The following is a 13,751-nucleotide window of genomic DNA, read 5'->3' on the forward strand; positions in this document are numbered from 1 at the left end:
CTGTTGGTGGGGCCGTTCCGGTCCCCTTGGTTGTTTCGCCTCAGCGCGAGGCGTGGAAGTTCTGGCCGAGGCTCGCGGGTGCGTTCAGGCTCGCGCGGCCCCGGCCGGAAGACATGATGACCAGCACGAGGATGGTTACCAGATAGGGCGACATCGACAAGTACTCGACCGGGATGCGGCTGCCTGCCGCCTGAAGATTGAGTTGCAGCACCGTGATCCCGCCGAAAAGCCAGGCGCCGATCAGCACCCGCCAGGGCTTCCAGCTGGCGAAGACCACGATGGCAAGCGCGATCCAGCCCGCCCCGGCGGTGATTCCGTCGGTCCACTGCGGGACGCGCACGAGCGAGATATAGGCCCCGCCCATCCCCGCCATCGCCGCGCCGAAGAGGATGGCGAGCACCCGGATGCGGACGACCTTGTAGCCGAGCGCGTGCGCCGCATCGTGGCTTTCGCCCACCGCCCTGAGGATGAGGCCCGCGCGGGAATACTTCAGCACCGCCCAGACCGCCGCGACGATCGCGACGGAGGCATAGACCACCCAGTCATGGCTGAAGAGCACGCGGCCGAAGAACGGGATCTGCTCCAGCGGGCCGAAGGGCAGGTCCGGGGTCCGGGGCGGCTTGATGCCGTTGTAGCCCTGGCCCATGAGGCTGGAAAGGCCGAGCCCGAAGAGCGTGAGCGCGAGGCCCGTCGCCACCTGGTTGGCGAGGAAGACCTGGGTCAGGAGCGCGAAGACGAGACTCAGCGCCATCGCCCCGAGGGCGCCGCCGAGAAACCCGAGCGCGGGGCTTCCGGTGTGGACGGCGGTGATGAAGCCCGAGATCGCCCCCATGATCATCATCCCCTCGACCCCGAGGTTGAGGACGCCCGCCTTCTCCACCACGAGTTCCCCGATCGCCGCCAGGAGGATCGGCACCGCCGCCACCATGAGCGAGGCGAGAAGGACGGAAGGCGTGATTCCGAAAAGCTCCATCACCTTGCCTCCCTGCCGAAGCCCGCGAGCCGGACGCGGTAGTTGGAAAGAAGGTCCACGGCGAGCAGGAAGAAGAGAAGCATCCCCTGGAAGACCCGGATCGCCGCGGACGGGAGCCCGAGGTTCGTCGCCGCCATCTCTCCTCCGACATAGGTCAGCGCCATCAGCAGCGCGGCGAGGAGGATGCCCACCGGATTGAGCCGGCCGAGGAAGGCCACGATGATCGCTGTGAAGCCGTAGCCCGAGTTGAAGTCGATGGAGATCTGCCCCGCCGGCCCGGTCACCTCGAAAAGCCCGGCAAACCCCGCGAGAGCGCCCGAGGCGCCGAGGCAGAAGATCACCAGCCGGTTCGGGCTGACGCCGGCGAAGCGGGCAGCACGCGGCGCCTGGCCCGCGAGCCGTATCTGGAAGCCGAGAAGGTGACGCTGGAGAAGGACATAGGCCGCGATCACCACGACGAAGGCCGCGACGACGCCCCAGTGCATCCCCGTCCCGGCGATCAGCTCGGGGTTCCGCGCAGCCGGATAGGACGAGAAGTTGCGGCTTCCGGGGAAGCCGGCGCCTTCGGGGTTGCGCAGGAAACCCGTCGCCGCCTTCGACAGGATCGTCTCGGCCACATAGACGAGCATCAGCGAGACGAGAATCTCGTTGGTATTGAACCGCGTCTTCAGGATCGCCGGGATCATCGCCCAGAGCCAGCCGCCGAAGCCGCCCGCAAGGATCATCAGCGGGAAGACGAGCCGGCTCTCCGTCGGGTAGACGGCAAGCCCCACGCTCGCGCCGACGATCGCGCCGATGATGTACTGCCCTTCGGCCCCGATGTTCCAGATGCCGGCCCGGAACCCGAGCGCGAGCCCGACCGCGATCAGCGTGAGCGGCCCCGCCTTCACCAGGAGCTGGCCGCGCAGGTAGAAGGCGAACTCGCCGAAGAGGGGGTCCCAGAAGATCGTCCTGACGACCGCCACGGGGTCCTTGCCGAGGGCGGCGAAGAGCGCGCCGCCCGCGATCATCGTGAGGAGGACGGCCAGGAACGGCGTCCCCCAGGCCCAGGCCCGCGACGGGGTGGGGCGCTTCTCAAGCCTCAGCATGACGGATCTCCCCGGCCTGCGCTTCGGCCCGATGCATCCCGTGCGAGCCGCCGAGCATGAGGCCGATCCGCTCCAGCGTCAGCCCCGCCACCGGCACCGGCTCCGACAGCCGCCCCTCGTTCAGTGCTGCGAAACGATCGGCAATCTCCATGATCTCGTCGATGTCCTGGCTGATGACGACGACGGCCGCGCCCTTGGCGGCCCGGTCCAGCAGCGCCTGCCGGATGAAGGCCGCTGCGGCCGCATCCACGCCCCAGGTCGGCTGGTTCACCACGATGATCTCCGGCTCTTGCAGGATTTCCCGGCCGAGCACGAATTTCTGCAGGTTGCCCCCTGACAGCGCACGCGCCGCCGTCCCGGTGCCGGGGGTACGCACGTCGAAGGTCCGGACGACCGCCTCGGCGAAGGCACGCGTCCCCGTCCAGTCGACAAACCCCCGCCGCACCAGCCCCTTGCGCACGGAGCCGGACAGAAGCGCGTTCTCGACCAGGTTCATGTCGGGCGCCGCGGCATGGCCGAGCCGCTCCTCCGGCGCCGTGCACAGCCCCGCCTGCCGCCGCTCGTTCGGCCCCAGGTGGCCGATGCCCTTGCCATGGACGCGGACCACCTCGCGCCCCGTTCGCGCCTCGCCGGACAATGCCGCCAGAAGCTCGTCCTGGCCATTGCCGGCAACCCCCCCGATGCCGAGCACCTCGCCCTGCCGGACCTCGAAGCTGACCTCCTTGAGGCTGGTGCCGAAGGCAGAGGGCGAGGCGGCCGAGAGCCGTTCCACCGTCAGCGCGACGGGACCAAGCTCGCCCGTGGCGCGCGCGGGGGCGCTGAGGCTCGCCCCGACCATCATTTCCGCCATCGCCCGCGCCGAGACCTCGCGCGGCACGCAGGTGCCGACGACCTTGCCGCGGCGGAGGATCGTCGCGGCGTCGCAGAGCGTGCGGATCTCCTCCAGCTTGTGGCTGATGTAGAGGATCGACGTGCCCTCGGCGGCAAGCTGGCGGAGCGTCGCGAAGAGGATATCCACCTCCTGCGGGGTCAGCACGGAGGTCGGCTCGTCCATGATCAGCAGCTTCGGGTCCTGGAGAAGGCAGCGCACGATCTCCACCCGCTGCCGCTCTCCGGCCGAAAGATCGCCGACCAGGCGCGCGGGGTCGAGCGGCAGGCCGTAGCCCTCCGAAACCTCGCGGATGCGACCGGCGAGGTCCCGCATCGGCGGCGGGTCGTCCATGCCGAGCGCCACGTTCTCCGCGACGTTCAGCGCCTCGAAGAGGGAAAAGTGCTGGAACACCATCGCCACGCCCGCCGCCCGCGCCGCCCTGGGCTCGGCCGGCGCATAGGGCGCGCCGCGCAGGATCATGCGCCCTTCGTCGGGTCTGACGAGGCCATAGATCATCTTCACGAGCGTCGACTTGCCGGCGCCATTCTCGCCCAGAAGCGCATGGACCTCGCCCGCGCCGATGGCGAAGGACACGTCGTCGTTGGCGCGCACGCCGGGATAGGACTTGCCAATCCCCTCGACGTCCAGCAGCACCTCCCCGGAAACCCCCTGCGTCACCCTTCGCGCTCCCTTTTCCGTGCCGGCGCGACGCGCCCTGCGAGCATCCCGGCCGCCACCCCCACCGCGATGGCCTGCGGATGCTTGCCGAAGGCAGGCTCCCCGATCGGGCAGCTTATGCGCGCGATCTGCGCCTCCGTGTGCCCCAGCGCGGCCAGCCGCGACCGGAACCGGGCCCACTTCGTTGCCGACCCGATCAGCCCGGCCGAGGCGAAGCCATGGCCGAGAAGCCCGTGGCAGAGGGCAAGGTCGAGCGCGTGGCTGAAGGTCAGGATCAGATGCTCTGCCTGCGCCGGGGCCTCGGCCACGAGCGTCGCGGGGTCGGCCGCGATGCGTTGCGCGACACCTTCGGGCAAATCCTCGGGGAAGCGCGCGGCATCGGTATCGACCCAGGTGATCCGGACCCCGGGCAGGGGGGCCAGAACCGCCACGAGCGCGCGGCCGACATGCCCCGCACCCCAGACCCAGACCTCCCGCTCTGCCGCAGTGACGGGCTCCACCATCCAGCCCTGCAGGATGCCGGGCCATGGCGCGACCCCTTCGGCCCGCGCCCGGGCCAGAACCCGCGACACCGGGAGCGGCATCTCCCCGCCCTGGCCAGGCAGCGGGCGTGCCGCCACCGCGCCATGCCCGAGCGTCGCAAGCCGCGCGGCTGTCCAGAGTTCCGACAAGAGGATGACGGCCCCGCCGCAGCACTGGCCGAGGTTCGGCCCCAACGGCACCCGGTCGACACACTCGGGTCCGCCGCGCGCCAGGACCTCGCGCGCCCGTGCCGCCGCGGCGAACTCCAGCGCGCCGCCGCCCACCGTGCCCTCCTGCCCCTCTGCCCAGACCAGCATCGCCGCGCCCGCCTCGCGCGGGGCCGATCCCAGCACCCCGGCGACGACGACCCGCACAACCGTGCCATGCGCGGCAATCGCCCGGGCCAGCGCTGCGCGGTCGAAGCTCATGTCTGCCCCCGATTCCGTCCGCGCGCGCGCTTCACCGCCGCCAGCACCGCCTCCGGCGTCGCCGGGGCCTGGAGGTCGGGGTAGTGGGGGCCACAGGCCGCGCAGGCTTCGGCCAGCGCCGAAAAGACCGATATCCCCAGCATCAGCGGCGGCTCGCCCACCGCCTTCGACCGATAGATCGTCTCTTCGCGGTTGGCGCCGTCCCAGAGCGCCACTTTGAAGACCCGCGGCCGGTCGGAACAGGCGGGGATCTTGTAGGTCGAGGGAGCGTGGGTCCTGAGCCGCCCCTTGTCGTCCCAGACCAGTTCCTCGGTCGTCAGCCAGCCTGCACCCTGCACGAAGCCGCCCTCGATCTGGCCGATGTCGATCGCGGGATTCAGGCTCGCCCCGACGTCATGCAGGATGTCCACGCGCAGGATGCGGTTCTCGCCGGTCAGCGTGTCGATCACGACCTCGCTCACCGCAGCGCCATAGGCGAAGTAGAAGAAGGGCCGGCCGCGCCCGGCCTTGCGGTCCCAGCTCAGCCGCGGCGTCGCGTAGAACCCGGTCGAGGAAAGGCTGACGCGGCCCTGATAACAGCGCGCCACCGCCTCGGCGAAGCTCATCTCGGCGCCGCCAACGAAGACCCGACCTTCCTCGAAATGCACCTTGCGGGGCTCGCTCTGGTGTTCCTCCGCAAGGAACTCGGCCATCCGCGACCGGATCGTGTCACAGGCCGCCTTCACCGCCATCCCGTTCAGGTCCGCCCCCGAGGAGGCGGCCGTTGCCGAGGTGTTCGGCACCTTGCCGGTGTCCGTCGCGCTGATCGCCACCGCGTCCGAGTCCACCCCGAAGGCCGCTGCCGCCACCTGCGCCACCTTGCGGTGAAGCCCCTGGCCCATCTCGGTCCCGCCATGATTGAGGTGGATCGACCCGTCCTGGTAGACGTGGACGAGCGCGCCGGCCTGGTTGAGATGGGTGAGCGTGAAGGAAATACCGAACTTCACCGGGGTGAGGGCGATCCCCTTCTTCAGCACCGGTTCCCGCGCGTTCCATTCCGCCACCGCCGCCCTTCGCGCCGCGTAACCGCTCGTCTCCTCCAGCCGCGCCGTCAGCCCGTGCAGGACAAAATCCTCCACTTCCATCAGGTAGGGCGTGGTCTGGCGCCCGCCCGCCGCCGCGCCCGGCGGCAGCGGCGCCTCCGGCCCCTCCTTCACTGTGGGCGAAATACTCCCGCCGGAGGCTCCCGCACCCTCCGCATAGAAATTCGCCCGCCGCACCTGAAGCGGATCGAGCCCCAGCGCATGGGCCATGTGATCCATCACCCGCTCGATCCCGAGCATCCCCTGCGGCCCGCCGAAGCCGCGGAAGGCGGTGGCGGACTGGGTGTTGGTCCTGAGCCGGTGGCTGTCGATGCGGATGTGCTCCAGGTGATAGGCATTGTCGGCATGGAGCATGGCCCGGTCGCAGACCGGCAGGCTCAGGTCCTGGCTCCAGCCGCAGCGGGCGAGGTGACGGAACCTGATGCCGAGAATCCGGCCGCCTTCGTCCACGCCCGCGCGATACTCGATGCGGAAATCGTGGCGCTTGCCGGTGATCATCATGTCGTCGTCGCGGTCGTAGCGCATCTTCGCCGGCCGTCCGAAGGCCCGCGCCACCAGCGCGCAGGCGACGGCGAGCGAATTGCCCTGGCTTTCCTTGCCGCCGAATCCGCCGCCCATCCGCCGCATCTCGACCCTGACGGCGTTCATCGGCACACCGATCGCCTCGGCCACCTTGTGCTGGATCTCGGTCGGATGCTGGCTTGAGGCATGGACGGTGACGCCCCCCTCGGCCGGCAAGGCCAGCGCCGCCTGGCCCTCGAGGTAGAAATGCTCCTGCCCGCCGATCTCGAGCCGTCCCTCGATCACGCGCGGCGCGGCGGCGATGGCCGCCTCGGCATTGCCCCGCGCCCAGATCACCGGCCCGCCCTCGAACCGGCTTTCCGCCTCCAGCGCCTCGTCCACGGTGAGAATCGCCGGCAGGTCGCGGTAGGCGATCTTGCCCTTCCGCGCCGCCTTCCGTGCCGCGAGGTGGCTTTCCGCCGCGACCAGGAACACCGGCTGGCCGACGTAATGCACCCGGTCCGTCGCCAGCAAGGGCTCGTCGTGGACGGAGGGAGAGACGTCGTTGGCAAACGGCAGGTCGGCGGCGGTCCAGACCGCGACGACGCCGGGGCTCGCACGGACTTCGGAGAGGTCCATCGACAGGATGTCGCCATGTGCCACGGTGGACAGGCCGAAGGCCAGATGCAGCGTGCTGGCCGGCAGGGGCAGGTCGTCAACGTAGCGCGCTGCACCCGTCACATGCAGCCGGGCCGAATCGTGGGGCAGGGGCTTCGCAACGCTCATGGCGCCGCCTCGAGCACGTTCACCCGCACCTCCGTCCGTTCGAGGAAATAGCGCAGAAGCATGTTCGCGGCCGTCTCCAGCCGGTACTCCTTCGAGGCCCGCATGTCGGTCAGCGGCGTGAAATCCGCAGCGAAGGCGGGCAGCGCCGCTTCGAAGGTGGCACGCGCGAAGGGCCGCCCCAGAAGCGCCGCCTCCACCGCCGACGCGCGCCTCGGGGTCCCGGCCATGCCACCGAAAGCGATCCGCGCGCTTGCGATTCTCGAACCTTCCACCGTCAGGTTGAAGCAACCGCAGACGGCAGATATGTCCTGATCGAACCTTTTCGACAGTTTGTAGCAGGCAAGGCCGGGGGCGCTCGCGGGAATCGTCACCACCTCCACGAATTCGCCCCTCGCGCGATCCTGCCGGCCGTAGTCGAGGAAGAAGTCCTCGAGCGCGATCTCGCGCCGCGCGCTGCCCTTCCTCAGGCCGAGCCGCGCACCCATGGCGATGAGCGCGGGTGCGGCATCGCCGATGGGCGAGCCGTTGGCGATGTTGCCGCCGATCGTCGCGGCCTGCCGCACCTGTTCGGAGGCAAAGCGCCTCAGCAATTCCGCGAACGCGGGATGCGCACCCGTCATCGCGGCGCGAAGACGCGCGATGGTCACGCCCGCGCCGATGCGAAAACCCAGCGGCCCCTCCTCGATTCGCTGCAGGTCCTTGCAGGCATGGAGGAAGGCGACGTCGGGCAGATCGCGGAGTTGCTTGGTCACCCAGAGGCCGATGTCGGTCGCCCCCGCGATCAGCACTGCGTCGGGGTGACGCTCGTACCACGCGGCCAGTTCGTCGGAGGATGCGGGCGCGAAGGGGGCCGGGCCGGCAGCGACGGGCGCATCGCGCAGCCAGTCGGGCGCGGGCGTGCCCGCCACCGCCTCTGCGGCGCGGATGATGGGCGCGTAGCCCGTGCAGCGGCAGAGGTTGCCGGCGAGCAGGTCATCGTGGTCGGTCCGGCCATTGATCTGGGCCGCAGCCATCGACATCACGAAACCCGGAGTGCAGAATCCGCACTGGCTGCCGTGATGCGCGACCATCGCCGCCTGAACCGGATGCAGTTCGGCCGAAGGCCCCGCGAGTCCCTCGACCGTGCGCAGGGCCTTGCCATGGATCTGCGGCAGGAAAAGCAGGCAGGCATTCAGGGCGCGGGTGCCACTCTCGTCTGTCACCATGACCGTGCAGGCGCCGCAATCGCCCTCGTTGCAGCCCTCCTTGGTGCCGGTCAGCCCGCGCTCCTCGCGCAGCCAGTCCAGAAGCGTCCGAGTCGGTGAGGTCGCGGAAAGACGGACCGGTGCGCCATTGAGGACAAACCCGATCTCAGCCATCTCTGGTCCTGCCGCCTTCTCCCCGTCCCGGACCTGGGGGGCATTCCCCCCCGTGCGCGCCTGCCCGATGCGGCGTAAAGCAGGTTCGCGCGTCCGTCCCTTGCGCCATGAAGCGCCGAAGCCCGCAGCAAGGCAAGCGGAACCTTTCGGGCGGGTCCGAAAGATGTTTTCGGACTTTCCTGAGAATGTCCGGTGCGATGCGGCCGCCGCCGGGACCCGCGAGAGGCTGGCGCTCACCGCCCGGCCGCTCCTATGATGGCGCAACTGCAGCGCCCTCGCGGCCAGGGAGGAGCCAGCATGGAAACCGCCGCCGCCGTCTTCATCCTCGCTGCGCTCGGGCTCGTCGGTGCGCAGACGGTGGCTGCGGCACGGTTCCGCGCGCGCATCCTCGGGCTGGCCGCACGGCTTCACGACACGCCGGCAACGCGCAGCCTCGAGGGCCGGCTGCCGTCGCTTGTCGCCGATTTCGCCCGCCGCGCCGGGGTCGAGCCCGGTGCCGGGCTCCGCCTCGCCTCCTTCGCACAGGACGGCGAACTCAGGCTCAGGAAGGGCGGCCGCTTCACCCGCACTGTCGCCTGGCAGGTCGTGGCGCTCGGCCGTGCGGGCTTTCTCTGGGATGCGCGCCAGTCGCTCGGCCCGGTGCAGCACCTGAGGGTCGTCGACGCCTATGTCGGCGCCGAGGGTGTGCTGGAGGCGCGCCTCTTCGGCTCGGTGCCCGTGGCGCGGATGTCGGGGCGCGACCTCGCGCTCGGCGAGGCGTTCCGCTATCTCGCGGAACTGCCCTGGGCGCCTGACGCGATCCTCGGCAACCCGGAGCTCGCCTGGCGCGTGACCGGCCCCGACCGGGTCGAGGTGCGGCTCGCCACGCAAGGCGGCACCGCCCGCGTCACCTTCCGCTTCGATGCCGCGGGCGACATCGTCGGGATGGAGGCATCGGGCCGCCCCGCACGCGATGCCGCCGGCATGAATGCGACGCTCGACTGGCGCGGCACCTTCGCAGACTACCGCCAGATCGGCCCGCGCCGGCTGCCGGAATACGGCGAGGTCGGCTATGTCTGGCCAGGGACGGGCTACGAGCCCTACTTCCGCGGCCGCATCCGCGACTACCACGTGGCGCCCTGACGCGGGGGTTGGGGGCGGCGCTGCGGTCGGGTCCCTGGAACATATCCGGAGCGAAAGGGGAGCCGCTTTCGCCCGCCCGGCCGCTCCGCTAGTCTCGTCCCATGTCCGGACTTCCCCGATTCATCCACCTCCGCGTCCACACCGAATACTCGCTCCTCGAAGGGGCGGTGCCGGTGAAGAAACTCGTCGGGCTCTGCGACCGGATGGGGATGCCCGCGGTTGCCGTGACCGACACGAACAACATGTTCGCGGCGCTCGAATTCTCGGTGCTGGCCACGGGGGCGGGCGTGCAGCCGATCGTCGGCTGCCAGGTCGCGGTCGATTTCGATCCGGTCCAGCCTGGCGAAAGGCCGAGGCCCTATGCGCCCCTCGTTCTCCTAGCGCAGGACGAATCCGGGTACATGAACCTGATGAAGCTCAACTCGCGCCTCTACATGCGCGGCGACGGGTCGCTGCCGCATGTTACGCTGGAAGAGCTGGAGCACCATGCGACGGGCGTCGTCTGCCTCACCGGCGGGCCCGACGGGCCGGTGGGCCGGCATCTCCAGGCCGGGCAGGGCGCCAAGGCGGAGGCGATGCTGAGGCGCCTCGCCGCCGCCTTCCCGGAACGGCTCTACGTGGAGCTTCAGCGCCACCCCGGCGATGGCGGGAACTACGCCGCGGCCGAGCGGCTGACCGAACGCGGGCATGTCGAGATGGCCTACGCGCTCGGCCTGCCGCTGGTTGCCACCAACGACGTCTATTTCCCGGGGCCGGAGATGTTCGAGGCGCACGACGCGCTGATCTGCATCGCGGAAGGGGCCTACGTCGACCAGCAGGAACCGCGCCGCCGCCTCACCCCGCAGCACTACCTGAAATCTCCTGAGGAGATGGCGGCCCTCTTCGCCGACCTGCCCGAGGCGGTCGAAAACACCGTGGAGATCGCGCGGCGCTGTGCCTTCGCCGTGTCCAAGCGCAAGCCGATCCTGCCGCGTTTCGCCGAGGACGAGGTGCGGGAACTCCGCCGCCAGGCCATCGAGGGGCTGAAGGCGCGGCTCGCCGTCATCCCTCATGCGGTCCCTGTCGGGGACTATCAGGCCCGGCTCGACTTCGAGCTTGGCATCATCGAGCAGATGGGCTTTCACGGCTACTTCCTGATCGTCGCCGACTTCATCAAGTGGGCCAAGGCGAAGGCCATTCCCGTGGGGCCCGGCCGGGGCTCCGGCGCGGGTTCTCTCGTGGCGTACGCGTTGACGATTACCGACCTCGATCCGCTGCGCTATTCGCTTCTGTTCGAGCGGTTCCTCAACCCGGAACGGGTTAACATGCCCGACTTCGACATCGACTTCTGCATGGACCGGCGCGAGGAGGTCATCCACTACGTGCAGGAGCGCTACGGCCACGACCGGGTGGCGCAGATCATCACCTTCGGCGCGCTCCTTTCCAAGGCCGCCGTCCGCGACGTGGGCCGCGTCCTGCAGATGCCCTATGGCCAGGTTGACCGGCTGTCGAAGTTGATCCCGGTCGAGGGGGTGAAGCCGGTCTCGATCGAGAAGGCGCTCGCGGACGAGCCGCGGCTGAGGGAGGCCGCGCGCGCCGAGGAGGTCGTGCGGCGGCTTCTCGACTATGGCCAGAAGATCGAGGGGCTCCTGCGGAACGCCTCCACCCATGCCGCGGGGGTGGTGATCGGGGACCGGCCGCTCGACGAGCTGGTGCCGCTCTACCAGGACCCGCGCTCGACCATGCCCGCGACCCAGTTCAACATGAAATGGGTCGAGGCCGCGGGGCTGGTGAAGTTCGACTTCCTCGGGCTGAAGACGCTGACCGTGATCCAGAACGCGGCAGACCTGATCCGGGCGCAGGGGCGGCACCTGCACATCGCCGCCGACGGGCGCCGCCTCTACGACCCGCCCGAGGGCGCCGTGGACCAGATCAACGCCATCCCGCTCGACGATGCAGCGACCTACCGGCTCTACGCCAGTGCCAGGACGGTCGCCGTGTTCCAGGTGGAAAGCTCCGGCATGATGGATGCGCTCCGCCGGATGAAACCGACCTGCATCGAGGATATCGTCGCGCTCGTGGCGCTCTACCGTCCCGGCCCGATGGAGAACATCCCGACCTACTGCGATGTGAAGAACGGTGTCAAAGAGCTTGAAAGTATTCACCCTTCCATCGACCACATCCTCGCCGAGACGCAAGGCATCATCGTCTATCAGGAACAGGTGATGGAGATTGCCAAGGTCATGGCGGGCTACTCGCTCGGCGGCGCCGACCTGCTGCGCAGGGCCATGGGCAAGAAGATCAAGGAGGAGATGGACAAGGAGCGCCCGAAGTTCGTCGCGGGCGCTGTCGACAATGGCGTCGATCGGAAGAAGGCCGTAGAAGTATTTGATTTGCTGGAGAAATTCGCGAACTACGGCTTCAACAAGTCGCATGCCGCCGCCTATGCCGTCGTCAGCTACCAGACCGCATGGCTGAAGGCCAACCATCCGGTGGAGTTCATGGCGGGCGTGATGAACTGCGACATCCACCTGACAGACAAGCTCGCGATCTATGCGGAAGAGGTGCGCCGCGGCCTCGGGCTCGCCATCGTGGCGCCTTGCGTCAACCGGTCGGCGGCGACCTTCTCGGTGGCAGACGGCCAGATCGTCTACGCGCTCGGCGCCCTTAAGAACGTGGGAGTGGAGGCGATGCGGCTCATCACCGAGGCGCGGGGGCAGCGGCCCTTCGCCACGCTCTTCGACTTCGCGCGCCGGGTGGACCTCAAGCGCATCGGCAAACGGCCGCTGGAGATGCTCGCCCGCGCGGGCGCCTTCGATGTGCTCGACCCCAACCGTGCGAGGGTTCTGGCGGCGCTCGATCCGCTCGTCGCCTGGTCGGCCGCAGTGCACGAGGGGCGCGCCTCCGCCCAGGTGTCGCTCTTCGGCGAGGCGGGGGAGGACCTGCCGGAACCGCGCCTGCCGCAGGCCGAGGACTGGATGCCCGCAGACCGTCTGGCGCAGGAACACCAGGCGGTGGGCTTCTATCTCTCCGGCCACCCGCTCGACGATTACGCCCCCGCGCTGAAGCGCAAGGGGCTCCTGACGCTGGCCGAGTTGCAGCAGAAGGCCGAACGCGACGGCGCGGCGGTGGCGCGCGTCGGCGTCCTCGTCTCTGGCCTGCAGGAACGCAAGTCCGCACGCGGCAACCGCTTCTTCCGCATGAACATCTCGGACCCGACCGGCCAGGTCGCCGGCATGGCGCTTTTCCCCGAGGATTTCGACGCCTGCCGCCGGGTTTTCGACCAGACGCCGCAAGTGGTGATGACGCTCGAGGCGCGCTTCAACGAGGGCCAGTTCGACCCCGTCGCGCGGTCCGTCGCGCCGATGGAAGGCGTCGTGGCCGACGCGGGCGGCGTCGGGCTCAGGATCCATATCGACGGTGCGGAGGCGGTGGCCTCGGTCGCGGCGCTTCTCACCCGCATCGCGGCAGAGGCGAAGATCCGATCGCGCGGCCCGATCCTCTTCTGCATAGCCAACCGCGACACGGGCGAGGAGGTGGAGGTCTCGACCGGCCGCGACTTCCCCGTGAACCCGCAGATCAAGGGGGCGATCAAGGCGATGGCCGGAGTGCTGATGGTCGAGGAGGTCTGACGGTCCCGCCGGCTGCCTTCCCGGCTAGCCCACCCGTCGCCCGAACGCCCTCACGAAACTCACCGCAAGGATGATCCTGAGCAGGTGATGCGCGGTCACGTAGAGGATCGACATCTTCAGGCTGAGCGCGATCAGACCCATCTCCACCAGTCCGCCCGGCGCGAAGGCGAGGAAGACGGCGCGCACCGGCTCGCCGGTGACCGGCGCGACGGCAAAGGCGAAGCCCACCGCGGTGCCGATGGTCAGGACCGCGTTCATGAGGGCGAGCCGCAGCGCGACGAGGATGCGCCCCTTCGGCATTCCCGCGAACCGGACGCCGAGCGAGGTGCCGATCACCACCTGCGCGGCGGCGATCATCCAGCCGGGCGGCACCGCCTGCGTCAGCCCCGCGACATGGGCCGCCCCCGACAGCACGATCGGGCCGAGCACATGGCCCGCCGGCAGCTTCAGGCGAAGGCCGATGACCGCGCCCACGACGGCGCAGACGGCGAGAATGCCGACATCGGCCGCATGAAGCGCCGCGCCGGCGACCCGAGCGCCCCCGGCGGAGCCGACCGCATGGCCCTCCATCCAGGTGAAGGCGAGGGGAACGAAGACGATGGTGATGATGAGCCGGAGGAACTGAAGCATGGCGAGCATCTGGATGTCCGCGCCCGCCTCCTCGCCCATCTGCACGGTCTCCACGAGCCCGCCGGGGGCGGTGCCGTAGAAGGCGGTGCGACGGTCGGTCT

Annotated in this window: 9 protein-coding genes; 2 read left to right on the forward strand and 7 right to left on the reverse strand. The window is 69.6% G+C overall.

Going from position 1 to position 13,751, the window contains the following annotated elements:
- Positions 1–40: 40 nt before the first annotated feature.
- Genes ACMUOO_RS07230 through xdhA form a run of 6 tightly spaced genes read right to left on the reverse strand, consistent with a single transcriptional unit; the run spans position 41 to position 8,287 of the window.
- Complete coding sequence (locus ACMUOO_RS07230; protein WP_301919647.1) at positions 41–973, reverse strand: ABC transporter permease; 933 nt, start codon at positions 971–973, stop codon at positions 41–43.
- Complete coding sequence (locus ACMUOO_RS07235; protein ID WP_301919646.1) at positions 973–2,061, reverse strand: ABC transporter permease; 1,089 nt, start codon at positions 2,059–2,061, stop codon at positions 973–975. Before ACMUOO_RS07235 ends, ACMUOO_RS07230 begins: the two co-directional genes overlap by 1 nt.
- Positions 2,048–3,610, reverse strand: coding sequence for an ABC transporter ATP-binding protein (locus tag ACMUOO_RS07240; RefSeq protein ID WP_301919645.1), 1,563 nt, complete (start codon positions 3,608–3,610; stop codon positions 2,048–2,050). Before ACMUOO_RS07240 ends, ACMUOO_RS07235 begins: the two co-directional genes overlap by 14 nt.
- Positions 3,607–4,560, reverse strand: coding sequence for a xanthine dehydrogenase accessory protein XdhC (gene xdhC, locus ACMUOO_RS07245; protein ID WP_301919644.1), 954 nt, complete (start codon positions 4,558–4,560; stop codon positions 3,607–3,609). The genes ACMUOO_RS07240 and xdhC overlap by 4 nt, the downstream gene beginning before the upstream one ends.
- Positions 4,557–6,929, reverse strand: coding sequence for a xanthine dehydrogenase molybdopterin binding subunit (gene xdhB, locus ACMUOO_RS07250; protein ID WP_413854973.1), 2,373 nt, complete (start codon positions 6,927–6,929; stop codon positions 4,557–4,559). The genes xdhC and xdhB overlap by 4 nt, the downstream gene beginning before the upstream one ends.
- Complete coding sequence (gene xdhA, locus ACMUOO_RS07255) at positions 6,926–8,287, reverse strand: xanthine dehydrogenase small subunit (protein ID WP_301919642.1); 1,362 nt, start codon at positions 8,285–8,287, stop codon at positions 6,926–6,928. The genes xdhB and xdhA overlap by 4 nt, the downstream gene beginning before the upstream one ends.
- A 297-nt stretch (positions 8,288–8,584) precedes the next feature.
- Here xdhA and ACMUOO_RS07260 point away from each other — a divergent pair, with 297 nt between their 5' ends.
- Positions 8,585–9,409: a DUF6544 family protein gene (locus tag ACMUOO_RS07260; protein WP_301919641.1), complete on the forward strand. Its 825-nt coding sequence runs from the start codon at positions 8,585–8,587 to the stop codon at positions 9,407–9,409.
- Between the two features lie 101 nt (positions 9,410–9,510).
- The gene (gene dnaE / locus ACMUOO_RS07265; RefSeq protein ID WP_301919640.1) at positions 9,511–13,020 is read left to right on the forward strand and encodes a DNA polymerase III subunit alpha; all 3,510 of its coding nucleotides are present in this window, start codon (positions 9,511–9,513) and stop codon (positions 13,018–13,020) included.
- Between the two features lie 24 nt (positions 13,021–13,044).
- Here dnaE and ACMUOO_RS07270 read toward each other — a convergent pair.
- A partial coding sequence (locus ACMUOO_RS07270) for an AbrB family transcriptional regulator (RefSeq protein WP_413854974.1) occupies positions 13,045–13,751 on the reverse strand: 707 nt, incomplete at its 5' end.

The organism is Albidovulum sp. (genome assembly GCF_041919395.1).
Taxonomy (GTDB): Bacteria; Pseudomonadota; Alphaproteobacteria; order Rhodobacterales; family Rhodobacteraceae; genus Albidovulum.

What these genes read in the sequence shown, in the direction of transcription:
- ACMUOO_RS07230 (WP_301919647.1), bottom strand. Translation starts at nt 973, where the DNA reads ATGGAGCTTTTCGGAATCACGCCTTCCGTCCTTCTCGCCTCGCTCATG.
- ACMUOO_RS07235 (WP_301919646.1), bottom strand. Translation starts at nt 2,061, where the DNA reads ATGCTGAGGCTTGAGAAGCGCCCCACCCCGTCGCGGGCCTGGGCCTGG.
- xdhC (WP_301919644.1), bottom strand. Translation starts at nt 4,560, where the DNA reads ATGAGCTTCGACCGCGCAGCGCTGGCCCGGGCGATTGCCGCGCATGGC.
- xdhB (WP_413854973.1), bottom strand. Translation starts at nt 6,929, where the DNA reads ATGAGCGTTGCGAAGCCCCTGCCCCACGATTCGGCCCGGCTGCATGTG.
- xdhA (WP_301919642.1), bottom strand. Translation starts at nt 8,287, where the DNA reads ATGGCTGAGATCGGGTTTGTCCTCAATGGCGCACCGGTCCGTCTTTCC.
- ACMUOO_RS07260 (WP_301919641.1), top strand. Translation starts at nt 8,585, where the DNA reads ATGGAAACCGCCGCCGCCGTCTTCATCCTCGCTGCGCTCGGGCTCGTC.
- dnaE (WP_301919640.1), top strand. Translation starts at nt 9,511, where the DNA reads ATGTCCGGACTTCCCCGATTCATCCACCTCCGCGTCCACACCGAATAC.